19 protein-coding genes, 1 tRNA gene and 1 pseudogene are annotated in these 26,505 nt (G+C 70.8%); 7 read left to right on the top strand and 14 right to left on the bottom strand.

Annotation, left to right across the window (positions count from 1 at the left end; translation table 11 throughout):
* Positions 1 to 747: 747 nt before the first annotated feature.
* Complete coding sequence (locus ACIRQY_RS06655) at positions 748 to 1,788, top strand: hypothetical protein (RefSeq protein ID WP_403922695.1); 1,041 nt, start codon at positions 748 to 750, stop codon at positions 1,786 to 1,788.
* Positions 1,789 to 1,925: 137 nt separating this feature from the next.
* On the top strand, positions 1,926 to 2,711 hold the full coding sequence (locus tag ACIRQY_RS06650; RefSeq protein WP_403922694.1) for a peptidase inhibitor family I36 protein: 786 nt from the start codon (positions 1,926 to 1,928) through the stop codon (positions 2,709 to 2,711).
* Between the two features lie 50 nt (positions 2,712 to 2,761).
* Here ACIRQY_RS06650 and ACIRQY_RS06645 read toward each other — a convergent pair whose 3' ends face one another.
* From ACIRQY_RS06645 to ACIRQY_RS06635, 3 genes are all read right to left on the bottom strand, one after another.
* Positions 2,762 to 3,025: a chitin binding peritrophin-A domain-containing protein gene (locus ACIRQY_RS06645; protein WP_403922693.1), complete on the bottom strand. Its 264-nt coding sequence runs from the start codon at positions 3,023 to 3,025 to the stop codon at positions 2,762 to 2,764.
* Between the two features lie 263 nt (positions 3,026 to 3,288).
* Positions 3,289 to 3,362 (bottom strand) — tRNA-Met (locus tag ACIRQY_RS06640).
* A 64-nt stretch (positions 3,363 to 3,426) separates the two neighbouring features.
* A complete protein-coding gene (locus ACIRQY_RS06635; protein WP_403922692.1) occupies positions 3,427 to 4,707 on the bottom strand; it encodes a hypothetical protein in 1,281 nt (426 codons plus the stop codon).
* 816 nt (positions 4,708 to 5,523) lie between these two features.
* Between ACIRQY_RS06635 and ACIRQY_RS06630 the strand changes: the two genes are divergently transcribed.
* Positions 5,524 to 7,806, top strand: a complete 2,283-nt coding sequence (locus ACIRQY_RS06630; protein ID WP_403922691.1) for a collagenase — start codon at positions 5,524 to 5,526, stop codon at positions 7,804 to 7,806.
* A gap of 73 nt (positions 7,807 to 7,879) precedes the next feature.
* Here ACIRQY_RS06630 and ACIRQY_RS06625 read toward each other — a convergent pair whose 3' ends face one another.
* Positions 7,880 to 9,922, bottom strand: a complete 2,043-nt coding sequence (locus tag ACIRQY_RS06625) for a protein kinase (protein WP_403922690.1) — start codon at positions 9,920 to 9,922, stop codon at positions 7,880 to 7,882.
* A 294-nt stretch (positions 9,923 to 10,216) separates the two neighbouring features.
* On the opposite strand from ACIRQY_RS06625, the gene ACIRQY_RS06620 reads away from it, so the two are divergent.
* Both ACIRQY_RS06620 and ACIRQY_RS06615 read left to right on the top strand, forming a co-directional pair.
* Positions 10,217 to 10,939, top strand: coding sequence for a L,D-transpeptidase (locus tag ACIRQY_RS06620; RefSeq protein ID WP_403922689.1), 723 nt, complete (start codon positions 10,217 to 10,219; stop codon positions 10,937 to 10,939).
* 388 nt (positions 10,940 to 11,327) lie between these two features.
* On the top strand, positions 11,328 to 13,748 hold the full coding sequence (locus ACIRQY_RS06615) for a DUF6923 family protein (RefSeq protein ID WP_403922688.1): 2,421 nt from the start codon (positions 11,328 to 11,330) through the stop codon (positions 13,746 to 13,748).
* A 227-nt stretch (positions 13,749 to 13,975) separates the two neighbouring features.
* Here ACIRQY_RS06615 and ACIRQY_RS06610 read toward each other — a convergent pair whose 3' ends face one another.
* The 3 genes from ACIRQY_RS06610 to ACIRQY_RS06600 form a co-directional block, all read right to left on the bottom strand.
* Positions 13,976 to 14,494 carry a DUF6879 family protein gene (locus tag ACIRQY_RS06610; protein ID WP_403922687.1) on the bottom strand — a complete coding sequence of 173 codons (519 nt, stop codon included), beginning with the start codon at positions 14,492 to 14,494 and terminating at the stop codon, positions 13,976 to 13,978.
* The gene (locus ACIRQY_RS06605; protein ID WP_403922686.1) at positions 14,484 to 14,681 is read right to left on the bottom strand and encodes a hypothetical protein; all 198 of its coding nucleotides are present in this window, start codon (positions 14,679 to 14,681) and stop codon (positions 14,484 to 14,486) included. Before ACIRQY_RS06605 ends, ACIRQY_RS06610 begins: the two co-directional genes overlap by 11 nt.
* 405 nt (positions 14,682 to 15,086) lie before the next feature.
* Positions 15,087 to 16,757 carry a DUF4157 domain-containing protein gene (locus ACIRQY_RS06600; RefSeq protein ID WP_403922685.1) on the bottom strand — a complete coding sequence of 557 codons (1,671 nt, stop codon included), beginning with the start codon at positions 16,755 to 16,757 and terminating at the stop codon, positions 15,087 to 15,089.
* A 280-nt stretch (positions 16,758 to 17,037) separates the two neighbouring features.
* Here ACIRQY_RS06600 and ACIRQY_RS06595 point away from each other — a divergent pair.
* Positions 17,038 to 17,221: pseudogene (locus ACIRQY_RS06595) on the top strand (hypothetical protein); the annotation flags it as partial.
* Between the two features lie 50 nt (positions 17,222 to 17,271).
* Here ACIRQY_RS06595 and ACIRQY_RS06590 read toward each other — a convergent pair.
* Positions 17,272 to 18,255 carry an alpha/beta fold hydrolase gene (locus ACIRQY_RS06590; RefSeq protein ID WP_403922684.1) on the bottom strand — a complete coding sequence of 328 codons (984 nt, stop codon included), beginning with the start codon at positions 18,253 to 18,255 and terminating at the stop codon, positions 17,272 to 17,274.
* A gap of 185 nt (positions 18,256 to 18,440) precedes the next feature.
* Here ACIRQY_RS06590 and ACIRQY_RS06585 point away from each other — a divergent pair, with 185 nt between their 5' ends.
* On the top strand, positions 18,441 to 19,388 hold the full coding sequence (locus tag ACIRQY_RS06585; protein WP_403922683.1) for a helix-turn-helix transcriptional regulator: 948 nt from the start codon (positions 18,441 to 18,443) through the stop codon (positions 19,386 to 19,388).
* Between the two features lie 51 nt (positions 19,389 to 19,439).
* Here the strand turns inward: ACIRQY_RS06585 and ACIRQY_RS06580 are convergent, their stop codons facing one another.
* The 6 genes from ACIRQY_RS06580 to ACIRQY_RS06555 all read right to left on the bottom strand — a co-directional run bounded on the left by ACIRQY_RS06580 (position 19,440) and on the right by ACIRQY_RS06555 (position 26,471).
* Positions 19,440 to 19,883: a hypothetical protein gene (locus ACIRQY_RS06580; RefSeq protein WP_403922682.1), complete on the bottom strand. Its 444-nt coding sequence runs from the start codon at positions 19,881 to 19,883 to the stop codon at positions 19,440 to 19,442.
* A 217-nt stretch (positions 19,884 to 20,100) separates the two neighbouring features.
* The gene (locus ACIRQY_RS06575; protein ID WP_403922681.1) at positions 20,101 to 21,528 is read right to left on the bottom strand and encodes a cytochrome D1 domain-containing protein; all 1,428 of its coding nucleotides are present in this window, start codon (positions 21,526 to 21,528) and stop codon (positions 20,101 to 20,103) included.
* A gap of 607 nt (positions 21,529 to 22,135) precedes the next feature.
* Positions 22,136 to 23,053: an ROK family protein gene (locus ACIRQY_RS06570; protein ID WP_403922680.1), complete on the bottom strand. Its 918-nt coding sequence runs from the start codon at positions 23,051 to 23,053 to the stop codon at positions 22,136 to 22,138.
* Entirely contained in the window at positions 23,050 to 23,676 is a 627-nt protein-coding gene (locus ACIRQY_RS06565) for a hypothetical protein (RefSeq protein WP_403922679.1), read from the bottom strand. The genes ACIRQY_RS06570 and ACIRQY_RS06565 overlap by 4 nt, the downstream gene beginning before the upstream one ends.
* Positions 23,677 to 23,769: 93 nt before the next feature.
* Complete coding sequence (locus tag ACIRQY_RS06560) at positions 23,770 to 25,086, bottom strand: family 16 glycosylhydrolase (protein WP_403922678.1); 1,317 nt, start codon at positions 25,084 to 25,086, stop codon at positions 23,770 to 23,772.
* An 89-nt stretch (positions 25,087 to 25,175) separates the two neighbouring features.
* On the bottom strand, positions 25,176 to 26,471 hold the full coding sequence (locus tag ACIRQY_RS06555) for a Gfo/Idh/MocA family protein (RefSeq protein WP_403922677.1): 1,296 nt from the start codon (positions 26,469 to 26,471) through the stop codon (positions 25,176 to 25,178).
* Positions 26,472 to 26,505 lie beyond the last annotated feature (34 nt).

The following is a 26,505-nucleotide window of genomic DNA, read 5'->3' as shown; positions in this document are numbered from 1 at the left end:
CTCTCCGGGCCATCGCCGTAGGTCATAGGGCACTGACGAGCCGACCAGCAGGCGGTGGCGACCGCTTCCGGCCCCGGCCGCGCGCCCCCTCGGGCCACGGCACGCCCCGCGCGACCGTCAGCTCATCGGCGCACTGTCACTCCAACGAGCCAGAATCATGATCGTCACGCGAATGTGGTCGCGGTGCCGGGCTTCGGTCTCCGGGAGCGGTACCGGCGGGGCGCGGTCGCCGCCGGTCGTGTGCTTCCCGGCAGGGGCAGGGGAAGGCCGCGTGCGCGCCCGTCGGCCACGCGTCCGGTGTGAGCAACCGGCAACCGGCAGCGGGCAGCGGGCAGCGGGCAACGGGTAACTGGCAGCGGGCCAGGGAGTGGTGCTGTACCCGCTGGGTGCTGAGGTGGCCGATCCATCCGTCTGCCGTGGGGCGGGGCGGGGCGTCACGGGAGCCGCCCCCCATGACCTTGCCGGAGCCCCCCATGACCTCGCCGGGGCGCCACCCATGACGTTGCCTGGGCCGCCGCCCATGACCTCGCCGGAGCGGCCACCCGTCACCTCGCGCTTCCGTCCGTCGACGCCCACCGCCTTTTCCCGCCAGGCGGTGGCCCTATCCGGGCGTTCCTCGCCGAGCGGGGCGTCCGGCGGGCGCGCCGGGTGAATGATCGCCCGGGGCCGTGGTGCCGGGGCCGTCCCGGCCGGTGTGCGGTCCGGTGGTGCCGAGTGCCCCGGGTGGGGCTGAAGGGTGGTGGCGGGATGTTCGGCAGCGTACGGACGACCGGCAGAGCACGGACGACCGGCAGCGGATGGACGACCGCCGGCGGACGGGTGGGCAGGGTGGCCGCCGGGCTGGCGGTCGCGGGCCTGGCGCTGTGGGGCGGTCAGACGGGGGCGTCGGCCGCACCCGGCCCGGTGGCCGCATCCGGCCTGGTAGCCGCACCCGGACCGGTGGCGGGTGCGGTGCCGGTCGGCGCGGAGGCGGAGACGTTCGTCCTGGGCACGGTCGGGAAGACGACGCTGACGGTGCCGAGGACCGTGGCGCCGGGCGAGTCCCTGGACGTGCTGGCCTCCTTCACCAACACCTACGACTACACCGTGCCGTCGGCCACGCTGACGATCTCCTTCCCGTCCCCGCAGAACGCGAAGATCGACGTCAACGACTCCTCGTACGTCGACGGCGGCGAGGGCTACACCTACGGCGGCAGCCCCGCCGTGTTCGACAGCGAGAGCGTCTTCCAGGTCACCTGGGCCGCCGTCCCGCCCGGCGCGACGGCCACCACCCAGGTCGGGATGACGGTCCGGACCGGTACCTCGGGCCCGCTGACCATCGGCGGCAGGGCGGCGAGCACCGGCGTCAACCCCGTGGACATCGGCCAGGGAACGGTCGACATCACCCCGCCCGTCCCGGCGGCGGCCGACCTGGGCGTGACCCTCGCGGCCTCGCCCCACGGCCTGGGCTCGGTGAACGCGGCCTTCACCGCGACCGTCACCAACAACGGCCCCGCGACCGCGCACGCGAAACTGAACTTCACGTACAGCCCCGGCTTCCGCCTGCCGACGGCCACCGGCTGCACCACCGACGCCACCACCCGCACCGCCAGCTGCGATCTGGGCCCCCTCGCCAACGGCGCCGGCGTCACCCGGACGCTCGGCCTGACGGCCGGACTCCTCACCATCGGCCTGCCCCTGCCGGTCACCGCGGCCCTCCCCGACATCACACCCGCCGACCCGGTCCCCGGCAACAACACGGCGGTCCGCTCCTGCGCCGCCGTGACCGCCCTTCTCCTCATCTGCTGATCCCGGAACGTTCTCGTGAGTGCGCCGGGGGCGCGACCGGCGTGTCGTGCCCCCTCGTGCGGTCGTTGCGCTCCCGAGGACGGGTTTCGGTGCCCGTGGCCAGGTCGGGCGGCCCGTCCGTGAGGAGGGATGCCGACATGCCGGAGCGACGGACCAGGAGTCTGCGGCGCGCGGTGCGGTGGACGGTGGCCGCCTCGGTGCTGGGCGCGGCCGGGGCATCGGCCGCGCAGGCCGCGCCACGGCCCGAGGCCGTACGGGCCGGGCAGGCGGCGCCCGGGGTGACGCGGGCCGTGGAGGCCGGGGCGTGTCCGCTCGGGCAGTGGCGGACGGCCGCCGACGCCACCCGCTACCGGGAGGCGATCGTGCACACGACCCATGTCTTCATCGTCAACGGCACCTGGGACGCGCCCGGGTGCGCACCCGCCCCGATCGAGAAGCTGACGCTCCGGGTCTACTGGGCGGACCGTCCCGGCATCTGGGGCAAGGGCTGGGTGTTCGCCGGGTTCGATCCGCACGACGACGTGGAGAAGACGTTCCTGAAGATCGGCCCGGAGGTGAAGAAGAACCAGCCCTGGGCGGACTGGGACGAGCACCGCGCCGCCTGGCGGACGTACGACGGGACCGTCTGCCCGGAGGGCGAGCTGTGCCTGTACCGGGAGGACTCGGGGGCTGGTGGGGGCGTGCGGTTCGTCGACGCTCCCGATGTCACCGACCTGTCCTGGTGGGACATGAACGACGCCACGGCCTCGTACCGCAACAACACCCCGTACGACTTCTGCTGGTACGCCGACTACGGCTACCGGGGCGAGAAGGGCCTGTGGAAGGCGGGCGGTTCCGTCGACGTCCTCCCCGAGGGCCGGCGCGGTCAGGTCAGCTCCCTCGCCCCGGCCCGTCCGGACGCCGAAGGGAACTCCGTCTGCTGATCCGCGCCCACGGGAGCCGGTCCGGGGAGTCGGGACCGGCCCCCGTGCCGTCAGCGCGATTCCCCACGGAAGAAGTCGGGGACACAGGTGTTGAGGTCGGCGACGAAGGCCGAGTGCGGGGGGCACTGGAGGACGAAGACCTTGCCGAAGTCGTCGCACTGGTAGTACTTCGTCACGTCGCCCGGGTAGGGCGCGTAGTAGTTGCCGCCGCAGATCGGGTGCGGGCCGGTGGGCTCCGTGGCCTGGGCGGTGGCGGGGACGGCCAGGGCGCCCACGGTCAGGAGGACGGCGGCCAGGAGACGTGTCTTCTTCACGGGCGTGCTTCTTCCGTTCGTACGGATCGCCCGGGGCGGCGCCGGGACCTCCCGGCCCCGGGCCGGGGGCGGACGGCGGACGCCGCCGCCGTGAACGTAACCGACCCGACCGGGGCTGGTGGACCCGCTCGGATCCTTGGCCGAAAGTCCGCTGATGCCGGTGCGCTCGTCGCCGTCATGGCACCGGTTCCGCGCATCCCGCCCGGTGAGCGTCGTGTCCGGACACGACGAAGGGCCCGGCTGATGCCGGGCCCTTCGGATAGTAGCGGGGACAGGATTTGAACCTGCGACCTCTGGGTTATGAGCCCAGCGAGCTACCGAGCTGCTCCACCCCGCGTCGGTAGGACCACTCTACATGGTCCCTGGGGAGCGGCGCGCAGCCCGTGGTTCCGCACGCTCCTCTAGGCGGCGGGATCCTCGAACCATGCCTGCGCGTCCGGGTGGAGCCGGTCGCGTGCACCCTGTTTGGGGTCGTGGAAGGCCGCGTACGCCTCCGCGAACCATTCGTCCGGCGTGGAGAACATGTAGTTCGACACGGCATGCAGTTGCCGCTGTTCTCGCAGGTAGCTGACCCAGTTCCCGTAGTGGTCGACGTGGTAGGTCCGGCCGTCGATGGTGAGGACGTCCCCGCCGCCGTCCGGCAGCGTCCACGGCTGCGCGAGGGCGAGCCGGCCGAACTCCACGACCTTGGCGAGCCCGTCGTGGAACGTTTTGCCCTGCCCTGGGAAGTTCTCGGCGAGCTTCAGCAGCAGCGCGGGGTCGGGCCACGCCCTCTCCGAGTTCAGCTCCAGTGCCACGGCATGGGGAAGGGTGGCGTGGTACTTGTCCCTGACCGTCAGGTGGTCTCCGAGCCCGGCCCTGCGCAGGACCGCGTTCACTATCGGCTCGATGTTCTGGTTCCCTGCCTTTCCGTAGGTCTCCCAGCCTCCGAAGTGGGGCAGGTGCTTCAGCCCGTCCAGCCATTGCGTCCGCTTGTCGACGGAGTGGCCGATCTCGTGCCGCAGCGTCCACTTCACCAGGTTGCCGTTGGCCAGGACGTTGCCGAAACCGCCCATGACCTCGCGCTCCCGCCCGTCGATGCCGAGGGCCTCGTCCCCGGCCTCGCTGATCCCGTCGTAGTCGGCCATCGCGCCCTGGTCCATCAGCTTCCGCTGCCAGGGCACCTTCCGGTTCAGCTCCGTGTAGAGCCAGGAGGGCATCCCGAAGGGGCTGACCATGGTGATGGTCCGCGTTTCCTCGTTGTACGTGCTGGCCGTGCTGGCCGTGCTGGCCGTGCTGGCCGTGCTGTCCGAGTCGGCCGCGGCGGGTTCGATCACGCGCAACTCCTCGTTGTCGCGGACGTCCGCCTCCGGGAGGCTGCTCAGGACCGTCTCGATCCGATGGAGCATGGAGTGGCTGAAGTGGTCGTTCGGGCGACTCGGGGGCGGCCCGATGCGGACGCCGAACCTCTCGCTGAGCTCCCTCTCGCGCTCCGCGGCCCCGCTGTTCGCCACCAGCCCGGCGGGGCCCCGCCCGCCGCTGCCCCGGCCCAGGATGGTGTCCGGCATCGTCTGGACGACCGCCGCGTTGCCCGCCGTCCGCTGCAACGCCCTTATCCGGTCGGCCTGTTGGCCGAGCCGTTCCGTTCTCGCCCGAGGGGCGGTGTTCGCCCTGTCCGTCTCCGCTTCCCGCCGTGCGTGCATGGTTCTCCTGCCTCCGGATGGCCTGCCGTGCCGTCGCCGAGCCTCACGGCGCCCGGGACGGACGGGAAGGGCCGGGAGGGCAGACCCGAGGGCAGAACGGGGGCAGGGGTCCCGCTCGCGGCACTGATCCCGCTCGCCGCACCGATCCCACTCTTCTCCTGGATCCGGCGGCACCGGGACCTGCCGACGTCCCGCCCGCCGACACCCTGCCCGCCGACACTCCGCGACCTGCCGACGTCCCACCTGCCGACGAGTCCCGGGCCGACGAGTCCCGGGCCGACGAGTCCCGGGCCGACGAGTCCCGGGCCGACGAGTCCCGGGCCGACGAGCCCCGGGCCGACGAGTCCCCGGTCGGCCGTGGCGCCCGTGGACGAGGAGGTCCTGGGTGAGGAGGTCCTGGGCGGGACCGGCCACTGACGAGAGCGCCCGCGTACGCGGATCCGGCCCTACGGGTGCGGAGGACGACCGGCACTCGCGGACGCGCCCGGGGCAGGCCACGGGCCCGGCTGCCGCGCCGCACAGCAAGGCGGTGGTCACCTCGCGGGGTGCGGGGCAGGAGCGGAGTCCCGGCCCCCGCCCGCCCCCGCTCGTGCTACGGCCCTCAACTCCCCGCCCCTGACCAGCGGCGTTCCAAATTTTTCTCGTCCGTGACCGATCAATCCGGCCAGAGGACTTCCAGAACAATGCGACATGTGAAATTTTACACGTCACATGACAGCGGCCCGTGTTTCCCATCACGTGGCACAACGGCCTCGGAGGCCCCCACCGATGCTTCCCCCCTTCCGGATATCGAAGACGCGAGCGCGAAGACTTACCGTGCTCGGCGCCGCCGCCTTCCTCTCGCTCGGTCTGCTCGCGCCGCAGAGCCAGGCCGCCCCCGTCGGCGTCACCGCCCCGGGTGCCGGGAACCTCCAGGGAGCCTCGGCGCCCCGGGCGATCCCGGTCCCCAAGTCGCCCGACGCGATCAGCGCCAATCCCCGCTTCCGCCTCTCCTCGCAGGACGGCACCGAGGAGACCGGCCCGAGGCCCGCGCCCACGTCCGCCGCCGGGACCGCCAAGACGTCGAAGCTCGCCGCCGCCAACGCCTGCGGCGACCTCTCCGGCGTCATCAACTCCACCGGCGCCGCGCTCGTCCAGCAGCTCAAGGCCCTGCCGCAGATCACCTGCACCTACCCGCTGTTCAACCTCACCGGCGAGAACGCGCGGAAGGCCTTCCGCGAAGACCAGATGGTGACCGTCGCCAACGCCCTGCGCGACAACGCGGCCACGTACGCGGGCAACAACAGCACCTCCACCGGCCAGCTGGTGCTGTTCCTGCGCGCCGGTTACTACGTGCAGGACAACAACGCCGCCACCGTCGGCGACTACGGCACCCCCCTCGCGACCGCCGCGCGCGGCGCCCTCGACGCCTACTTCGCCTCCCCGCGCAGCAAGGACGTCACCGACGCCAACGGCGAGATCCTCAACGAGGTCGTCACGCTCATCGACAGCACCCACGAGGCGGGCCGCTACGCCGGTGTCGTCAAGTGGATGCTGGGCAGCTACAACGGCACCTGGCCCGGCCAGATGAACCTCGCCATGCAGCACGTCGAGTGGGTCGTCGACAACGCCTTCAAGGCCAAGAACGACGCCCGTGGCTGGCGCGCCGCCCTCAAGGCCGACCCCACGATCGTCGACACCTGGGCCGGGTTCATCACCCGTAACGAAGCACAGCTCAACCGCCTCGACGTCGTCAGCAACGTCGGCCGCTACCTCGGCAACGTCCTGGACGTCCCCGAGCTGAAGGAGCGGGTCCGCCCCCTCCTCAAGGACCTGATCAACCGCTACCCGAACGTCGGCCCGACCGCGCCGATCACCATGAACCTCGGCTGGTACACCCGCCAGTACGACAAGAACAACTGCGCGGCCTACGCCATCTGCGACCTCGGCCAGCGCGTGCTCCCGGCCGTCCTGCCGATCCAGCACACCTGTACCCCGGGCCTCAAGATCCGCGCCCAGGACATGTCCCCCGGCCAGCTCGCGAGCACCTGTACGAGCCTGGTCGGCCAGGACGCCTACTTCCACCGGATCATCGGCGACAAGGGCGCGATCCCCGGTGACGTGAACACCGACCTGGAGGTCGTCGCCTTCGACGACTACACCCAGTACGCGCTGTACGCCTGGGCCATCTACAACATCGACGTCGACAACGGCGGCATGTACGAGGAGGGCAACCCGGCCGTCCCCGGCAACCAGGCCCGCTTCATCGCCCACGAGGCCAGCTGGCTGCGCCCGGACTTCCAGATCTGGAACCTCAACCACGAGTACACCCACTACCTCGACGGCCGCTTCAACATGCACGGCGACTTCGACGCGGGCATGACCACGCCGACCATCTGGTGGGTCGAGGGCATCGCGGAGAACATCTCCTTCGGCTACCGCAACGAGCGCAACGCCGACGCCATCGCCGAGGCCGCCCGCAAGACGTACAGGCTCAGCGACCTCTTCGACACCGTGTACGGCCAGGAGGAGGACCCCGAGGTCAACTCGAACCGGGTCTACCGCTGGGGCTTCCTCGCGGTCCGCTACATGCTCCAGAAGCACCCCGCCGACATGGAGACCGTGCTCGGCAAGTACCGCACGGGTGACTGGACCGGGGCCCGCACCTTCCTGAAGCAGACCATCGGCACCCGCTACGACGCCGACTTCGAGACCTGGCTGACGAACGACTGCGCGACGAACGACTGCGGTCCGCTGCCGGACGCCACGCCCCCGGCCACCACGATCCCGCTCTGCACGGGCAGTGACATCCGCCAGTTCGACCAGAACTGCCGCCGGGACAACCTCGCCGCCACCACCGGCAACTACAGCTACCACTTCGTGTACCTGCCGGCCGGGGTCAAGCAGCTGAAGATCACCAGCAGCGGCGGCACCGGCAACGCCGACCTGTACTACGGCGGCGGCAGCTGGGCCACGCCCACCAGCTTCCTGGCGAAGTCCACCAACGCCGGGAACGGCGAGACCCTGACGATCGACAACCCGCCGTCCGGCTGGGTGTACTTCACCCTCGCCGCCACGCAGAACTTCAGCGGGGTGACGCTCTCCACGCAGTCCAAGTGACCGGCCGGCCGGGCCCCCGGAGATGGGGACCCGGCCGCCGAGGAGCCCGGCGGCCCCCTCCGCCGGGCTTCTGTCATCGGGCGGAGATGTTCCGCCAGAGCATCCTGCTGTTCCCCGCGTCGCAGTCCCACGACATGACGAACGGCGGCCCGGCCGCGAGGCACTGCCCGCTGCCCACGTTCTGGAGCGCGCGGCCCGAGGACGTCGTCGCGAAGACCTTCCAGTTCTGCGCGCTGGAGCCGTTGCAGGCGAAGGCTCCGCCGCCGGGCGGGCCGCCGCTCGACGGCTGGAGGCAGTGCCCGGTCCTCCGGTTGACCAGCCGGAAGGTGCCGTTGCCGTTCCCCTTGTACGTCCAGGAGTACGCCACCGTTCCCGAGGCTGGTGCGGAGCCGCACTCGAAGTCGTTGACGGTGACGGCGAAGCCTTGGTCGTACTCGGCCAGGCAGGTGCCCTCGCTCGCGCTCTCCAGCGAGTACGTCCCCGAAGGCGTCGTCGAGCCGCCGCCTGGCTGGGTGGGCCGGGGTGTCGTCGGGCGCGGGGTGGGCGTGGGTGTGGGCCGGGGTGCGGGCCGGGTCGTCGTGCCCCCACCGGCGGGCGCGGTCGTACGGGTTCCGCCACCGCCCGCGTTCCCGTTCCCCGCCCCGTTCCCCGAGCCGCCGGGCCCCGTGCCGGTGCCTCCGGGGCCACCGCCTCCGACAGCGCCACCGCCGCCTCCGACGCCGCCCCCGACCGCACCGCCCACGCCACCCCCGGCGGCGCCCCCGTCCCCGGGCGGGGGCACGCCCGGGGAGGTGGCGCCCGGCGGCTGCGAGGAGGACGGACCGGTGCCCGGGGTCTTCCCGGACGGCGAGCCCGTTCCGCCCGACGACGGCACCCCGGCGGGCTGCGAGGCCGTCGTGGACGGCGGTGCGGACGAGGGGCCGGGGGCCGCGCCCAGCCGGCCGATCTCGTACGGGCCCAGGGCCATCGTCAGCGTCGCGCCGGTCGTCACGACGATCGGCGCGATCAGCAGGAGCGCCCGCTTGCGCCGCTTCTCCCGGGAGACGGGTCCCGGCACCACGACCACCCGCTCCGGCGGTACGGTCGCGGGCTCCTTCCCGCCCCGAGGGGTCAGGGGGAGCGTGGCGATGTCCTCGGCGGGATCGGCCGCCGCCAGTTCCGCCAGGTGCTCGGCGGTCGGCGCCCCGGCGGCGAAGGCCGCCCGCCGTGCGATCCGTTCCGCGACGGCGGCGGGCCAGACGGCGTCCTCCGCCCGTGCGGCGGTGAGCCCGGCCAGCTCGGCGGCGGTGGGCCGGTCCGCCGGGTCCTTGGCGAGGCAGGTCCGCACCAGTGCGGTCAGCTCGGGGTCCGCCTCCGTGAGCCTGCCGAAGTCGGGCTCTCCGTGGACGACCCGGTAGAGCAGGCCGGGACCGGAGCCGTCGCCGAACGGGGGCCGTCCGTTCGCCGCGTAGAGGACCAGGCTCCCCAGCCCGAAGACATCGGCGGCGCCGGTCAACTCGCGGTCGGCGACGGCCTGTTCGGGTGCCATGTAGGCGGGCGTCCCGATGACCATGCCGGTCTTGGTCAGTCTGCTCTGGTCGGCGGCGCGGGCCACCCCGAAGTCGATCAGGGACAGCCCGGAGGCGGTCAGCATGACGTTCGAGGGTTTCAGGTCCCGGTGGACCATGTGGGCGCCGTGGACGAGCGCGAGCCCGGCGGCGGCGTGGTGGAGCAGCCGCCACAGGGAGTCCGGCGGGAGCGGCCCGCGATGGAGGCGGACCGCTTCGTTGAGGGTGATTCCCGGGATGAACTCCGTGGCGAACCAGGGTGGTTTGGCCGTTCGGTCGCTGGCCAGGAGCTTGGTGTTGGCCCCGGCGGGCAGCCGGGCCAGGTTGTCCAGCTCGTGCCCGAAGTGGCTCAGGAAGTCGGGGTCCTCGGCGAGCACGGGCAGGACCCGTTTCACCGCCGCGAACGTGCCCGGTACGGCCCCGAGGTACACGCGGCCCATGCCGCCGGAGCCGAGGACGCCGAGCAGTCGGAAGGCGCCGATCTGCCGGGGGTCGCCCGGTTCCAGAGGTATGGCCCCGCTTCCGTCCAGCCCGTCAGGACGTGAACTCTGTTCAGTTTCCCCCGTCATGGCGCTCAGGGTAGCGGGACGGGCCCGAGGGCTGAATGCCTGTCAGCAAGCCCGTAGGGGCTTTGGCCGGATGCCGGTACGGGTCTCCCCGCGCGCGGTCGCGCCCCGCCCTCCGATCCGCCCGCCCACCGGGAGGGGCCGGGAGCGGCGGCGCCGTCCCCCCAGCACTGCGGCGTCCGAGTGACATCACGGCGTGGCGGTTTGACAGGGTCCTCCGCCCGGTTAGGGATGCACCGTCCGGGCCGTGCGCCGTCACCGGTACGGCTCCGTCCTCTCGGTGGAGGTCCAGGTCGCATGACGTGGGTCAGGCCGCTCACGGCCTTGGTGGCAGCGGTGTCGGCCGCACTCATACCCGTGGCCGCCGTGGCGGTGCCCGGGGAGGCGGATCCGGTGCGGCCCGTCCGCTCGGGAGCCGCCCCGGCGGGCGCCGCCGCGTGCTCGACGTCCACGGGGCCGTACCAGCGCGAGGCCGAGCGCCACCTCGGGCTGCCGGTCGACGGGAAGCAGTCCCCGGAGGACTGCCGGGCCATCGCCGCGTTCCAGCGGCGGGTCGAGATCGAGCCCGCCGAGGGGTACGCGGGCCTCTACACGTACCGGGCGATCGTCTGGGAGCGGGCCGTCGCGGAGGGGAGCGCGATCAAGGGGTGCCCCGACCGGAGCGGGCTCGTCGTGTGCGTGGACAAGACGCGCCAGATCCTCTGGGTCGAGGACGGCGGGCGGCTCGTCGTCGCGCCCGTGCCCGCGCGTTCGGGCAGGCCGGGCTACGAGACCCGGTCCGGGTGGTTCACGGTCTACCAGCGGGAGAAGGAGTTCTGGTCGACGCAGTTCGACGGGCCGATGCCCTTCGCGCAGTTCTTCAGCGGCGGGCAGGCCCTGCACGCGAGCTACCGCCCGATCTTCGAGGACCCCGGCTCCCACGGGTGCGTCAACCTCCGGTACGAGGACGCCCGCGTCCTGTGGAACCTGCTGCGCGAGGGGGACGCCGTCTACGTCTGGGGCTCGCGCTCGGACGGCTGAACACCGGCCCGCCGGGACGGGAGCCCGGAGCCGTAGCCCGTAGTCCGAAGCCGAAGCCGAAGCCGAAGCCGAAGCCGAAGCCGAGTCCGGGGCAGGATTCCGGGGCCACAGTCCTGGGTGCGGCGAGTCACCCGTACGGCCCCGCCACCCCCCACGACGGCGGACTCCGGCCAGGCCCCGCCCGGACGGCCCAGGAACCCGGCGTGCCCCCGTACGGCCGCGCCCCGCCGAGTGAACGGCTGCGGCGTGCGTGTTGTCCTGCCCGGTCCGGGTTGCGTCCTCCGGCGGGCCAGGGGAGTGACCCTGTGGACCACAGACGGCCCGGAGCCCCCTGCCTCCTCCGTTCCCGTGGTCACGGGTCCCCCGCACGGAAGAAGGCTCCCCCCGGATGATCACGAGAAGCTGGCTGCTGGCGGTGAGCACGGCGGTCTCCATGGCCTGTGCCTCCCTGACGGCCACCGCCCCCGCCCATGCCACCGCCCCCGCCCCCGCCACCGCTCTCGCCCCGCAGACGGCCCGGACCACGGCCGCTCCGCCGCCCGTGGCACCGCACCCCGCCGCCCCGCAGAGCCGCGCGCGGGCGCCGCTGTCCTGCGCCGGTGACATCCTGCTGGCGGCGGGCGACACCGCGACCCAGCTGTACGACGGGATGACCGGGCCGGGCACGATCGACTTCACGCCCGTGGGCCCGGCGACCGCCAAGTACAACGGCATGGGCGTCGACCCGGACGACAAGTACATCTACGCGATCGACCGGGTCTCCCTGAACCTGCTGCGCATCGACAACGCGGGCGCGGTCACGGACCTGGGTTCCGCCGGGCTGCCGACCCCGACCACCGGGGCGAAGAACTACGCCGCCGGGGCCTTCGACGGGGCCGGGAGCTACGTCGTCGGCAACGGCTACAACAACATGCTGTACCGGGTCGACATCGCTACGAAGACGTCCACGCCGATCACCCTGGACCAGACCCTCAACGGTGTCATCGACATCGCGTACAGCGGCGGCTACTTCTGGGGCGCCGACCTCGACAACGACATCATCCGGATCGACCCGGCGACCGGCACGGTCACCTCCTACCCCGGCATCCTGACGGGACCGGCGCCCGGCACCGGCTTCGGCGGCGCGTTCACCTACGGCAACGGCGACCTCGGCTTCTACAACAACGGCGGCACCATCATCCGGGTCCAGCTGGACACCCCGGACACCCCCGTCCTGACCCAGCTGTCGACACAGGCCGCGCCCGCCATGTCCATCGCGGTCGACGCCACCTCCTGCTACGACGCACCCGTGGACCTCGGCGTGGACAAGTCGGGGCCGGTATCGGTCAGCGAGGGCGGGACGGTCTCGTACACGATCAAGGTCACGAACAACGGCCCCAACCCGTCGTCCGGCTGGACCCTGACGGACGCGATCCCGGCCGGTCTGACCAACGCGGCCACCACCACGACGGGCTGTACGGTCACCAACGGATCGTTGTCCTGCACGGGCGGCCCGCTGGCGGTCGGCGCGAGCAGCACCATCGCGCTCACCGGCACGGCGGGACCCGGCGTGACCACCATCGTCAACACGGCGGTGGTCGCGGGCAACGACCCGGACCCGAACCCGGACAACGACCAGGACACCACCACGACGATCGTGAACCCGCTGGTGGACCTGGGCATCGACAAGAGCGGCCCGGCGAGCGTGGACGCCGGGGGGAACGTCTCGTACACGCTGAAGGTCACGAACAACGGGCCTTCGCCCTCGTCGGGCTGGACGGTGACGGACACGATCCCCGCCGGTCTGAGCAACGCGGCGACGACGACGGCGGGCTGTGCGGTCGCGTCCGGCACCCTGACGTGTACGGGTGGCCCGCTGGCGGTCGGCGCGAGCAGCAGCATCGCCCTCACGGGTACGGCGGCGCCTTCGGCGACGACGATCACGAACACGGCGAAGGTCAAGGGCAACGAGCCGGACCCGAATCCGGACAACGACCAGGACACGACCACGACCACGGTGAACCCGGTGGTGGACCTGGGCATCGACAAGAGCGGCCCGGCGAGCGTGGACACCGGCGCGAACGTCTCGTACACGCTGAAGGTCACCAACAACGGCCCCTCGGCGTCGTCCGGCTGGACGGTGACGGACACGATCCCCGCCGGGCTGACCAACGCGGCCACGACGACAGCGGGCTGTGCGGTCGCGTCGGGCACCCTGACGTGTACGGGTGGCCCGCTGGCGGTCGGCGCGAGCAGCACCATCGCCCTCACGGGCACGGCGGCGAACTCCCCCACCACGATCACCAACACGGCGAAGGTGAAGGGCAACGAGCCCGACCCGAACCCGGACAACGACCAGGACACCGTCACCACCACGGTGAACGGCAAGCCGGGGCTCACGATCGTCAAGAAGCAGAACGGGCCCGTCACGGTGAAGCCCGGTGACAAGGTCACGTACACCCTGACCGTCACCAACACCGGCACCACCACCTACACCGCCTCGGCGCCCGCGGTCCTCACGGACGACCTCAGCGACCTCCTCGACGACGCCAGGTACGACAACGACGCCAAGGCGACCAGCGGTTCCGTCTCCTACCAGGCGCCGACACTGACCTGGCGGGGCGCCCTCACGCCCGGACAGAAGGCGACGATCACCTTCTCCATCACCACCAACGCCCGCCCGTTCGGCGACCTGAAGCTCGACAACACGGTCGTCTCCGCCACTCCGGGCAACAACTGCCCGGCCTACGGCACCGACCCGCGCTGCACGACCCACGGCAAGGTCAAGCCCAAGGACAAGGACGACAAGGACCGGGGCAGCCGCGACTGAACGTCCCCCGACCCCGACACGCTTCCGCCCCCAGGACGACCGGTCTCCGAGGGCGGAAGCGCCGTTTCACGACGTACGGGCGGTTCCCCGCCCCGGGGGAGGACCGGAAGACGGGGGCTCCGGCACCTCGTCCCGGGGGCGGGCGAACGTCCGGGCCTCGGGTGCGCGGAAGACCGCCGGACCGGCCCCGGTGCGTGCCCGCAGCGCGGAGCCGGGCCGTGCTCTGTTCACTCGCCGTGCCGCGCCCACCAGTCGGCGAAGGGCACGGCGTTCGCCAGGGCGGTGTCCCGGTAGGCGCGGAACTCCGGTGACCGGGCGTCCGTGAGGACGTCGGACCCGGTGAACGAGCCGTCCTCCCCGTAGCGCATCACGGCTGCGGTGGCGCCGTCGAAGAGCCAGAAGTCCGGGACGCCGTGCAGCGGATCGCTCCGGTCCGTGGTGTCGAGGATGAAGAACTCCTCCCCGCCGGTGGCGTTCTTCCGGTAGCCCCAGCCGAGTTCGAACCTGAGGTACGGGGTGAGGGGCCGGGAGAGGACGTGGACGCGGTAGACGCGTCTCCCCTCGCTGGTGTGGCCGCGGAGTTCTTCCACCCAGCCATCGTTGTAGTCGGCCGGTCGGGCCTCTCCCGCGAGGAAGGCCCGGTACGCGTCCACGTTGCCGGACCTGCTGTAGTCGTCCAGGGTCTCCAGCCGGAAGGCTTCCTCCTGGAACGAGTCGAACAGGTCGCCCAGGGTCTCAGACACCACGGAGACCCTTGCGGATGAGATCGAAGATGAGCTGCTCCGGGATCTCCACGATGGTTTCGTGGGCGGGAGTGTCGAGACCGTGATCAGCTGGCCTTTCACCCTGCACCAACAGGGTTCCCCTGTCCGTGGCATAGATCGTCGGGCAGTCCTTGAGGTCGCACGAACCGACCAGCTTGGTGACCTTCACGTGGGCTTCCTTCCTCACGTCCGTCTCTGCTCGTCCGATGCTGGTGGCCGGGCTCGGGCGGGCGCAAGGAGTTCGGAATTCCAGGACGGGAAATCGCGGCCGAGCCGTCGCCGCGCCGTTGCCCGGCCGCCAGTGAGAGCTCCACCGGCGTCCTGGCCGGGCCGTCAGCGCACAGCAGCGGGTCCGCCGGCTCGAAGAACGCGTCCTTCCGGCGCGACGGCCACGCCTACGAGTCAGCCCGGAGCCGCGACAGTTTCGCGAACACCTCACGTCCACCCACCGGCCGCATCACACTGGCCCGCTGCGGCCGTTCTCGTGAACTTCCCGTACCCGTAGCCGAGTTCAGGACCACGAAGAAGGCCGCACCATTCCGCGTGATCACCCGAACGAGTGGTCAGTGCGTTCCTAGAAATTACTGAAAGTATTGCTGAAGTGTTCCGGCATTCCCTCGCTGTGGTTCTGTGCGCTGTCGTTGAGGGTTCTTGCTGCGTTATCGTAGGTCTGGTTCAGACTTTGATCGACTTCCATCATGGCGCGATTGTAGGCTGCGGGGTGGGTTTTTCTGATCTCTTCCAGTTTCTGGGCAGCATGGACTCCCTCGTTGACGACAGCTGCAGCTCCAACCGCCCCGGAACCGATCCTGACCGCCGTTCCGAACGCAGGATTGATAACAGTTGCCAGCACCCCGAACGCCCCCGATGTCAGGATGCTGCCAGCAATCGTCCCACCTGCATTCTGTGTGACTCTGTCCATCCCTTCGTTGGCTTGCTGGTTGAATTTCGCACCCCCTTCCTGACTTCCGTAAGATGCGGCCTTGGTCACTAGTTTCTGCAGATCGTCCTGTCCGTTGATCAAGGCATAGAGGGTGAGCTTTCCGCCGTCCGGGAGATTTTCGGCCAGAGTCTCCAGCTCTCCCTTCGTCGGAACCTTCATGTTGCCTTGAAGTGCGTCAGACCGGTCTTTGAATGCTTTTTTCACTCCCGATTTAAATCCTTCGCCGAATGAGAGATCGCCTGTCTTCTCTTCTATTTTGTCTCCAACCGCGCCCAGTATCCTGTCTGCTATCCCCATCCGGCTGCCCTCCTGCTGTGAAGGTGCACCTGAATTCCAGTCACTCCTATGGGGAAGTTTGGCGAATTTATCGCAAATGTCTTTAGCGAGAGCCTCCGCGCCTTCTTTGTCGTCGCTGTAGGTGAGCGCTGTCGCGTTCTCTACCATGTCATGCATTACGGCATTCGCTTTGTATCCTATTTCCGCCCCCCGGGAGAGGGTGAGGGTTGTTCCCTCGGAGGCGGCGACGCGTTCGACTATCGAAATTCCGTGGGAGCTGAGGAATGTCTGGACGGCTGTGACGCTATCCAGGCTCCGAGAGTTCTGAGGATCTTTCGGATGGTCGAGTGTTATCTTCCGCTGGATCGCTGGGGTCTCGTCGGTGGTGACGTAGTCACGTGTATTTGGCCGGGTCGACGAGGTGTCCCGCTGAACTGGTGCCGGATTGTTCATGACTCGGTGTGCGTTGGATTCGGCTTCTTGTTCGTAGCGGTCCGACGGGTCACTTACCTTCAGCCCGTTGCCCTGGTCTATTCCTGTGACGGGGCCTTGGCGTTGTTGAATGACGTGGGTGAGTTCGTGGGCGAGGGTGTGGTTGTCGCTTCCGCCGTCGCCGAGGACGATGTTGTTGCCGCTTGTGTAGGCGCGGGCGCCGATCTCGGTGGCGGAGGCGCGGGCGGCCTGGTTGTCGTGGATGCGGACATCGGCGAAGTCGGCGCCGAGGCGGGCTTCCATTTCCTCGCGGAGGGGGGCGCCCAGAGGGCGGCCGGTGCCTGCGAGGACGTCGTGGACGGCAGAGCGCTGCACCGCGGGCTGTTCGGCCCGCGTGCTCTGCTGGTGGCCGCAGCCGGCCGTGTGCTGGTGCTGCTCCTGAGCCCAGGGGTGACCTGCCTGGCGCAGCAGTTGAACCAGCGCACTGTTCCCGGCGGTGCGTTGGAGGTTGAGGGCCTCAGACGTGGGGAGAGGGACTCGCGCTGCAGTCTGCTGGTGGTCGGAGTCCTGAGACCGGTTGGCTTTGAGAGCCATGGGGAGGGCACCTTTCTGTGGGGACAGATGGCTTCCGCCCCACGACAGCGCTTCGATCGGACCATGGGAAGGCCCCGGCGGACAGGAGCGAGGGCAGCGGGCGCTGCACGAGAGGTCCAGGGCCGCCCGCGACCGGCCTCGGCGGAACCCGCCTCCGGCGTCAGTTCACCGCAGCAGCGATCGATGTCGCCCGCCAAGCCACCCCCAGGTCCCGTTTCATGGCGTGATCAGTCACCGGGTTCCGCCCCTTTGCGGGGCGGGATCCGGTAGGTCCTTGGTCGTGACGCGTAGGCAACTCGCCCATGCACAGGGGAGGTTCATCGAGCGGTGTCTGTCGATCGGTGGGTACGGTCCGTTCCCCGCGTGGTTGCGGGAGCAGTTCGAGGGCGTGATCTGGTGGTTCAGGCCCAGCGGGTAGTGGGGGAGGGCCCGCCGAGGTCGGGCCCTGGGCCACCGTCTACGGACCCCGGCCCCCGGTCGGCGACCTCCTGAAGGCCGCCGACTGATCACGACGTCACGGAGACTCCGGTCGAGACGCAGACCCCAGCCGGGGCTGGATGGAATCCTGCTGCTCCAGCCATTCCACGATCAGCCGGTTCGTCTCCTCCGGCTTCTCCTGCTGGATCCAGTGGCCGCAGTCCAGACTGGCCACTTCCACGCGGGGCACGAACTCCGCCAGGTTCTCGGACTTCGCGATCGGGTCCCGGTCGCCGTAGATCATGAGCGCGGGCTGCCGGACGACCGGGTCCGCGTCCGCCAGCAGGTGCCAGTTGCGGTCGAGGTTCCTGTACCAGTTCACACCGCCCGTGAACCCCGACGTCTCGAAGGCAGAGACGAGAAAGGACAGTTCGCCGTCGCTCATCACGGGCTCGCCGAGCGGTGTCTCCGCTCTGGCGAGATCGATCAGTGCCATACCCGGCGCCGGTGCCTTGGGGGGCTCGTTCTTCCGGTACAGGTTCCGGAGGAAGCGGGAGGTGTTCTCCTCGAACACGGCGTCCGCGACACCCGGCTGCCGATTGAAGTGGACGAAGTAGAAGTCGCCGCCGAGCACGGCTTCCATGAACTCGATCCAGGGAGTCTCGCCGCGCACCTGGTAGGGAAGGCTGAGGTTGATCACCCTGTTCACCCGGCCGGGGTGCAGCAGGGCCAGCGACCAGACGACCATGGCGCCCCAGTCATGACCGACGAAGGTGGCGTCTTCGTATCCGTAGTGGTCGAGGAGGGCGACGAGGTCACCCGACAGGTGCTCGATGTCGTACTGAGTCACCTCGGCCGGACGGGACGAGTTTCCGTAGCCCCGCTGGTTCGGGACGATGACGTGGTAGCCCGCCGCGACGAGCGCGGGAATCTGGTGGCGCCAGGAGAAGGCGTGCTCCGGCCAGCCGTGGCAGAGCACGATGGGCTTTCCGGCGTTCTGCCGGCCCGCTTCGAACACTTCGAGTTCCACACCGTTGACCGGAACAAGGGTGGGTTCGGGGAAATCAGCCGGATTGAACATGGCGCTTCTTCTCCATCTTTCGGGATCAGGCGGCGAAAGTACCCGGAGCCGACGTCGGCGCACCCCGGACATGCCGGGGGGTCGATGCGGTCGTGGGCGGTGGACTCGTCGGTGAGGCCGTGCCGCCATCCTGCCGACCTAAACCGGTCACCCCGCGACCGGTTTTATGTGAGAGTTTCGTCGGTATGCGAACCGACCGGCTGGTGGCCGTCCTCCTCCTGCTGCAACGCCGCGAGCAGGTCACAGCGGCGGAGGTCGCCCAGGAGCTGGAGGTCTCCGAGCGCACCGCCCGCCGAGACCTCGACGCCCTGGCCATGGCCGGGGTGCCCGTGTACTCCGTGCAGGGCCGGGGCGGCGGCTGGCGCCTCGTGGGCGGCGCCCGCACCGACCTGTCCGGGCTGACCGCGAGCGAGGCCCGCGCCCTGTTCCTGGTCGCCGGACCGGCCTCGGCCGCGACGCCGACCGTGAAAGCGGCTCTGCGTAAGCTCGTCCACGCCCTGCCGGAGCCCTTCCGGACGCAGGCCGAGGCAGCGGCGGGGGCCGTGGTCACGGACCCGCGCCGATGGGGGTCGGACCGGATCGAGCACCGGCCGCCCCGCTTCCTCGACGAGCTCCAGGACGCGGTGATCCGGGGCGTTCAGGTGCGGCTCGGCTACGTCGACCGCGACGGCGCCGAGACCGAGAGGACCGTCCACCCGCTGGGCATCGTCGCCAAAGGCCCGTCGTGGTACCTCGTCTCCGGCACCGAGGCCGGTCGGCGGACCTTCCGGATCGACCGCGTGTCGTCCGCCGACCCGACCGGCGATCCCGTGCACCGGCCCGAGGACTTCGACCTCGCCGAGAGCTGGCGCGAGATCGCCGACGAGGTCGACCGCAGGCGGACGCCCGTGGAGATCCAGGCGGTGTGCGCGCCCCACGGGGTGCGCGTGCTCCGGATGGCGCTCGGCTCCCGGCTCGATGTGGGAGGTGCCACGAGCGACGGCCGCATCGAGGTCGTGATCCGCGGCCACAGCGAGTACATGCTCGCCGGTGAACTCTCCGGGCTGGTCGAATGGCTGGAGGTGACCGGCCCTCCGGGTGTGCGGGACCAACTGGCCGCGATCGGCGGCGCGCTCGTCGAGCTGTACGGCTGAGACCGTGAGCCAGGTGGCCTCGCACCTGGCTCACGGCCTTGTGGAACGCGGTCAGGTGCGGGGCCGGGCGGGGCGCTGGTGGACGGCCAGGACGAGGGCCGCCACCACCAGGCCGAGCGCGAACGGCGCGCCGAAGAGCACCAGACCGGCCCCGATGTTGGCGCCGATCTCACCGGCGGTCAGCACCCGGTGTCCCCACGCGGCGAACAGCCCGGCGCCGGTCAGCGGCAGCAGCACCAGCCAGCGGTGCGCCGCCATGGTCCCGGCCCGGCCCGCGCGGAACAGCAGCACGGTGGCGACCACGGTCAGCAGCAGCGCCACCACCCCGAAACCGGTGTCCCAGCCCTCCAGGGCGCGGAACGGCTCGACGGAGTACGTGAGCTCGGAGCGCGCGAAACCCTCGGAGTCCTGCTGGCCCATCAGGCCCCACAACGCGACCGGTGCGGCCATGACCAGCGCGGTGCCCGCGGCGATGTTCGTTCTCCTCGTACCCATGCCGTCATTCGAGCACCGGGATCATCCCGGGGCATGAGTACGACTACTCAGCCCGCGCCGTTCCCTCACGTGACCCGCATGGGTATCCCCGGCCGCCGGGACGGAGGAGACAGCGGGGGCCGCTGCCGGGTTCCAGCGGGCTGGAGTCCGGCAGCGGTCCGCCTCGGGTGGCTGACCAGGGAGGTGCGGGCGGGGCGGTTCGCCTACGGCCCGGGTGTCAGTCGCAGTTGATGATGAGGCTGGTGACGGCGGTGCAGGTGCGGGTGGCGGTGTCGTTGGCGGGGTTGGGGTCGGTGGGGGTGCTGGTGGTGCGGGTCGCGGTCACCGTGTAGGGGGTGCCGAGGCTGAGGACGGCGACGGGCACGGTGATGTGCCGGGTGGTGCTGGCGCCGGGGGCGAGGCCGGTGGTGGTGCAGGTGGCGGTGCCGGTGCCGAGGGTGCAGTCGGGGCTGGTGGAGCCGGTGGCGGTCGGCAGGTTCACGGTGACCGTGGCGGAGGCGAGGGTGCGGGGGCCGTGGTTGGTCAGGGTGACCGTGTAGTCGACGCGGCCGTTGAGCAGGCCGGGGCGGGGGGTGGCGGTGAGTTCCACGCCGAGGTCGGCGATGGGCCGTTCGGCGATGACGACGTCGGCCGGTGTCGTGCCGACGGGGACCGCGCTGGTGGTGCTGGTGCCGGTGTCGATCACGGAGACGGTGGCCGAGTTGCCGTTGGTGGCGTAGACCTGCCCGCCGTCCGGGGTCACGGCCACCTCGGTGGGCGTGTCGCCGGAGGCGGTGTTCGCGCTCACGGTGTTCGTGGCGGTGTCGATCGTGGCGACGGTGGCGCCCCAGCTCCGGGCCACGTAGACGCGGCTGCCGTCCGGGGAGGCGACGACGCCGTACGGGCGGTCGCTGAGCGGAACGGACGCGGACACGGTGTTGGTGGCCGTGTTGATCACCGCGACGGAGTTGGCGCGGGGGCGGGTGACGTAGGCGCGGCTGCCGTCGGGGGTGAAGGCGACGCCCTGGGGGAATCCGGTCACGTTGATGGTGGCGGAGACGGTGTTCGTGGCGGTGTCGATCACCGATACCGAGCGGGCGTTGTAGTTGGTGACGTAGGCCCGGCTGCCGTCCGGGGAGACGGCGACGTCCTGCGGGGCGCTGCCGACGGGGATGGTCGCGGTCACGGTGTTCGTCGTGGTGTCGATCACCGTCAGCTGGCTGGCGGCGCTGCCGACGACGTAGGCGCGGGCCTGGTGGGGCGAGACGGCGATGCCGTTGACACTGCCCCCGACCGGGATGGTGGTGGTGACCGTGCGCGTGGAGGCGTCGACGACCGATACGGTGTCGGCGTTCCCGTTGCTCACGTAGAGGCGAGCTCCGTCCGGGGTGGCGGCCACGCCCTTGGGGCCGTCGCCGACCGGGAACGTGGAGAGGACGGCCCGGGTGGCGGTGTCGATCACGGAGACCGTGTCGTCGCTGTAGTTCGTGACGTACGCGAGCGGCGCCTCGGCCGCGATCCGAGGTGCGGACGCGGCGGGAGCCGCGTGCGCTGCCGGGGTCATCGCGGCGAGCGAGCCCACCGCCAGACCGCAGGAACCGGCGATCGCGAGGAGTCGGCGGGCCAGCGGGTTTCGGGGCGCGGCGGATGGGGTGGGCAGACGCATACGGAGGGTTCCTCTTCCAACGGGCCCGGCGCGGGAGAGCGCGGGGCGATCGGCCGGCCGGTTCCCGCAGGGCCGTGAAGGGCCGCTGAGAGAGCCGTCGTTCCAGGCCGGGAAATCGCGGCAGGCGACCGCTGGACAGAACCAGGACACTCCCCCCGCGAGGACATCCCACACACAGGTGCCTGGCACGCCCGCACAGAATGCGACGCCACGACCACGCAGGGCAAGGCTGCAAATCAGGCCACCGAACGAGGTGTTGACGTGACGCTCCGGCGCGCTGCCCGTAGGGCGCGGAGAAGGAGAGCCGATCCGGATCAAGGGGTCCGCTGCGCTTCACCGCTGCTCCGCGCGTCGGCACTCTCAGGCCGACCGCCGCCCTCGCCGCACGAATGGCTGAGCATGGCCCCACGCTCGATCACGAGCGAGTACCTCTCCCGGCTGCAGGACCAGAGGGTCCTCACGTCCGCCGCCAAGGGTGCGGCTGCCGTGCGTCCGGGGTCGGGGCGGGGCTCATGTCGGCCTGGAGGGTTGTGGTGTCGGCGAGCGCCACCGGGGCGGGCGCGGCACTTTGCCCGAGGGGCTGGGGGGGGGTGAGCCCTGCGGTGGTTCAGGCGCGTGACTGGGCGCGGCGGGCGAGGAGACCGGCGCCGATGCATCCTGCCCGGGAGCCGAGAGCGGCTTGGGTGACCGCGGGGTGGCGGTGAAATGTCAGCCGGTCGGTGAGGGCGTCCCGGAGGGGCGTCAGCAGGAGTTCGCCCGCGTCACCCAGTCCGCCGCCGACCACCACGGTGTCGGGGCCGAGGACGGTGATGAGGATGGCGGACGCCTCGGCGAGGGCGTCCACGGCCCGGTCCCAGACCGCGCGGGCGTTCGGATCCCCTTCCAGGAGCCGGTCGGCGACGTCTGAGGCGCCGGTCACGGGTATGCCGGTGCGGTGGGTGAACTCCTCCGCGACCGCTCTGGCGGAGGCGATGGTTTCGAGGCAGCCGCGGCTGCCGCAGGGGCAGTCGGCCCCGCGCGGGTCGATGGTGATGTGTCCGATCTCTCCGGCCCAGCCATCGCTGTGCAGAATGTGGCCGTCGGTGACGAAGGCTCCTGCGATTCCCGTGCCGACGGCCATGAAAAGCATGTGGCGGCGGTCGGCGGCACCGAAGGTGGCCTCGGCGAGGGCGGCGGCCCGTACGTCGTGCCCCAGCGCCACCGGGAGTTCCAGGGCGTCGCCGAGCCGGGCCGCCAGCGGTTCGTCACGAAGGGCGAGTCGGGCGCTGTAGAGGACCTGCCCGCGGGTGTCGTCGATGATCCCGGGGAGGACGACCCCCATGGAATCGACTCCGATGTTCTGCTTCTCCGCCTGCTCCAGCAGTGTGCGTGCGGTGCCGGTGATGGCGCGCAGGGCGGTGTCCGGGCCGGTCGCCGAGGGAGTGGGGCGGAGGAGGGTGGCCACGGGTAGGTCGTCCGGGCCGATCAGGGCCGCCTTGATGTCGGTGCCGCCCACGTCCACCGCCAGGACGTGCCCGCCGGTCACGGCCGACCCGGGAGCGTCTTGGCCTGCCGGGTGAGGGGCTCCTTCTCCAGCGCGACGATGAGCCACCGGCCACCGGTGCGCGCCAGACTCACGGTGCGCCGCTGGGCGTAGGGCGTGTGGAGGGCGAAGCCGTTCGCGTTGAGGTAGGCGGTGTCGGCGGCGGTGAACTCGATCGTCGACTCCATGGTGACCTTCGCGGTGGCCCTGTCGCGGGGGAACGTCGAGCGGTACCAGGCGATGCTGGTCTGACGGGTGGCCAGGTGGTTTCTCGTGAACAGCCCGACGAGCTTCTCGCTGTAGTCGCCCGAGCGGAGCGACATGGCGAAATCGGGGTTGTAGAAGGAGAGTTCGTCGGTGACGCTGCGGGCGATGTCGCGCGCGTCGCGGTTGTCGACCACGCCGGAGTGCAGGGCGACGGTCTTGCGCACGAGGGTGACGAGGGGGTCGTCGTCCGGGAGTCGGGCGAGAGTGCGGCCGTCGTCGTCGATGACGTGCCACAGGCTCTGCCCGCCGTGGTCGGGGGCTGTGGGTTTCGGAACGACGGTGGTGGTCGACGTCGTGGCGGTGCAGCCGGCCGTCAGCGCGGCCGTGCTCAGGGCGAGGAGGGCGGTTCTCCGGTTCACCGGGGCTCCTTGGGGGAGGGGGAGCGGCGGTGCGGGCCGCGTGGGGAGGGGCGGCCCGCACCTGTCAGAGGCGGTTCGTCGTCAGGTCCGGTGTCAGGAGGCCGACTCGAAGGTCCACTGGCTGGACCACGAGGTGCTGGGTGCCGCGCCGTGGAGGAGGGTTCCGCCGGCGTTCTCCGTGTGCGCGTAGGTGGAGGTCGACCTGTTCTTCAGCTGCCTGTACGAGTCGGTGGTCTCCTCGGTCCACTGGCTGCCCGTGTCGGATTCAGGCTTCGCCCCGTAGTGGACGGTGCCGTCGGTGGTGGTGGCGTACATGAATTCGCCGGTCCAGCGGTTGCGGTAGCGGACGTATCCGTCGCTGGTGGTCTCGCGGGACCACTGGCCGCTCCACCAGCTCGCGCCGGTGTCGCCGTACTGCACGTTGCCCGTCTTGTTCTCGATGTGCAGGTACTGGCCCTTGGCGCGGTTCTTGATCCGCTGGTAGGCGCCGGGGTCGGCCGGGTATCCGCCGTTCTTCTTGAAGACACGGATGTAGTCGACGTTCCAGGACTTGGGCCAGGTGTCGTTGTGGGTGCCGGAGCCCGCGTCGGTGTAGATGCCGAGGATCATGCCCATGGCGGTGTTGGGTGCGTCGTTGATGGTCTTGTAGAGCTGGTTGTCGTAGTAGAAGTTGAGCTGGGTCGGCGTCCAGTCCATGCCGTAGACGTGGTACTCGGTGGTGGGGGTGCCGCTGGGGACGGGGTCCTCGTGGAGGGTCCAGCTCCCGAGGAAGTCGGGGTCGCCCCAGCCGTAGGCTGCGATCCGCCAGGTGGTGGGCTTGGCGAAGAAGGTCTCGATGAAGTCGATCTCCGACTGGGGGGCGGCGCCGGTGCCGGTGCCGTTGGTGCCGACGAGCCAGAGTGCCTGGTGGCCGCCGCCGCCGACGTCGGACAGCTTGGCGCGGGTCTCGAAGTAGCCGTACTTGGTGGAGTAGCCGTTGAAGTCGGGCTCGTGGTGGTCGTTGGGCATCGAGCCGTTGAAGCGGTGCCACCAGTCCTTCTCGTACGACTGGATGCTGGAGATCTTCACCGTGCCGTCGTACTTGGCGTTCCAGGCGGGGGTGTCCTTGTCGAGACGCTCGGTCAGGACGCCGCCGGAGACGGTGTACCGGGCCTTGGCGTTGTCGGGGGTGGAGGTCCAGTGCGGCAGATAGGACGGCAGCCACTTGCCGGTGCTGAGGGTGGTGCCGCTGAACTCCTCCTGGAAGTCCAGGGTGTAGCCGCTCTTCGTCGTCGGGTTGGCGGGGAAGTCGGCGGCCTGCGCGGCGGTGGCCGAGAGCGCCAGTGACGCCAGGGCGGCGGTGAAGGCGGTGAGGGCCCGACAGCGGCGGGCGGGAGGGCTGACCGGGGAGGATCCCGGGAAGGGGGCCATGGCTGATCCGTTTCTGGAGGGGGGATGGTGCATGGCGGCCGGTTCCGGGCGGTCGTGGGGGTCCGGCCCGGAACCGGGGATCGGGGGCGTCAGCCGGTGAGGTTCTCGACGGTGCCGGTGCGGCGCGAGCGCTCGGCGGCCCAGGCGACGAGGTGGCTCTCCAGGCTGGTCGCGGGGTCGGACAGGATGTGGGAGGCGTCGCCCGTGGCGAGGGCGTCGAGGAAGGCGTCGACGAGGCGTTCGTCGCCGCCACCGTGTCCGCTGCCCGCGTCGGGGCCGTCGAGGCCGAGGACGTGGGTCCGCTCCTCGCCGGTGACGAAGTCGGTGACGGTGGCCCGTACGCCGTCGCCCTCAAGAGAGCCGCGGGTGCCGAAGACACGGGTCTTGCGATGGGTGAAGGGGGTGAAGGCGGTCATGGTGAACGAGGCGGTGACGCCGCCCTCGTACTCCAGGACGACCACCTGGTGATCGACCACGTCGTTGTCGCAGGCGTACACACACCGGCCGTAGGGTCCCTCGCGCAGGGCCTGTTCGATTCCCTCGGGGGTACGGGCGTCGGTGACGGCGCCGAGCGGCCAGCGTTCCCGGTCGGAGTTGCCCAGGCAGCTGAGGTAGAGGCGCTGCGCCGAGTAGGGGCAGCTCTGTTCGACGGGGCAGTCGAGGCAGTTCTCGGTGGCCGTGGCGGGCCGGTTCTCCGGCTTGAAGTGCATGAGCCCGCCGAAGGAGGAGACCTTGGCGACCCGCTTGCCCACGATGTACGAGATCCAGTCGAGGTCGTGGGAGGACTTGGCGAGCAGCATCGGGCTCGCCTGGTCCTCGCGGCGCCAGTTGCCCCGTACGTAGGAGTGGGCCTGGTGCCACCAGCCGACGGGTTCGAGGTGTTCGACGCTGACGATGTCGCCGAGGCGGCCGGAGTCGACGATCTCCTTCACACCGGTGGTGTACGGGGTGTAACGCAGGACGTGGCAGACCGCGAGCATCACCCCGGAGCGGCGCACGGCGGCGGTGATCCGGCGGGTGTCCTCCTCGCTGGTCGCCATCGGCTTCTCCAGGAGGATGTGGTAACCGAGGCCGGCGAAGCGGACGGCGGGCTGGACGTGGTCGGAGTCCTGGGTCGCGATGATCACGGCGTCCGCCCGGGGCGGGTTCTCCACCAGTTCCGTCCAGTCGTCGTGGAACGCGGCCCCGGGGTGGAGGGCGCGGGCCTCGGCGGCTCGGCGGGGATCGGGTTCGGCGACGGCGACGATGACGGCTCGGCCGGTCCCGGCGGCGTAGGCGGCGTAGGCGGCACCGCGGCCTCCGGCGCCGACGACGACCAGGCGCAGCGGCCGTTCGGCGGCGGGCGTCCTGGTGCCGGGGCGGGGCTGTGTGAGGGCATGGCTCATGGCGGTGTGTCCTCCAGAAGGGGAGGTGGGTGAG

The sequence above is a fragment of the Streptomyces sp. NPDC101490 genome (assembly GCF_044767145.1).
Taxonomy (GTDB): domain Bacteria; phylum Actinomycetota; class Actinomycetes; order Streptomycetales; family Streptomycetaceae; genus Streptomyces.
Note: the sequence above shows the minus strand (reverse complement) of the source record. Positions and strands in the feature narration are given on the sequence as shown.

What these genes read in the sequence shown, in the direction of transcription:
- ACIRQY_RS06655 (WP_403922695.1), top strand. Translation starts at nt 748, where the DNA reads ATGTTCGGCAGCGTACGGACGACCGGCAGAGCACGGACGACCGGCAGC.
- ACIRQY_RS06650 (WP_403922694.1), top strand. Translation starts at nt 1,926, where the DNA reads ATGCCGGAGCGACGGACCAGGAGTCTGCGGCGCGCGGTGCGGTGGACG.
- ACIRQY_RS06635 (WP_403922692.1), bottom strand. Translation starts at nt 4,707, where the DNA reads ATGCACGCACGGCGGGAAGCGGAGACGGACAGGGCGAACACCGCCCCT.
- ACIRQY_RS06625 (WP_403922690.1), bottom strand. Translation starts at nt 9,922, where the DNA reads ATGACGGGGGAAACTGAACAGAGTTCACGTCCTGACGGGCTGGACGGA.
- ACIRQY_RS06620 (WP_403922689.1), top strand. Translation starts at nt 10,217, where the DNA reads ATGACGTGGGTCAGGCCGCTCACGGCCTTGGTGGCAGCGGTGTCGGCC.
- ACIRQY_RS06615 (WP_403922688.1), top strand. Translation starts at nt 11,328, where the DNA reads ATGATCACGAGAAGCTGGCTGCTGGCGGTGAGCACGGCGGTCTCCATG.
- ACIRQY_RS06600 (WP_403922685.1), bottom strand. Translation starts at nt 16,757, where the DNA reads ATGGCTCTCAAAGCCAACCGGTCTCAGGACTCCGACCACCAGCAGACT.
- ACIRQY_RS06590 (WP_403922684.1), bottom strand. Translation starts at nt 18,255, where the DNA reads ATGTTCAATCCGGCTGATTTCCCCGAACCCACCCTTGTTCCGGTCAAC.
- ACIRQY_RS06585 (WP_403922683.1), top strand. Translation starts at nt 18,441, where the DNA reads ATGCGAACCGACCGGCTGGTGGCCGTCCTCCTCCTGCTGCAACGCCGC.
- ACIRQY_RS06580 (WP_403922682.1), bottom strand. Translation starts at nt 19,883, where the DNA reads ATGGGTACGAGGAGAACGAACATCGCCGCGGGCACCGCGCTGGTCATG.
- ACIRQY_RS06575 (WP_403922681.1), bottom strand. Translation starts at nt 21,528, where the DNA reads ATGCGTCTGCCCACCCCATCCGCCGCGCCCCGAAACCCGCTGGCCCGC.
- ACIRQY_RS06560 (WP_403922678.1), bottom strand. Translation starts at nt 25,086, where the DNA reads ATGGCCCCCTTCCCGGGATCCTCCCCGGTCAGCCCTCCCGCCCGCCGC.
- ACIRQY_RS06555 (WP_403922677.1), bottom strand. Translation starts at nt 26,471, where the DNA reads ATGAGCCATGCCCTCACACAGCCCCGCCCCGGCACCAGGACGCCCGCC.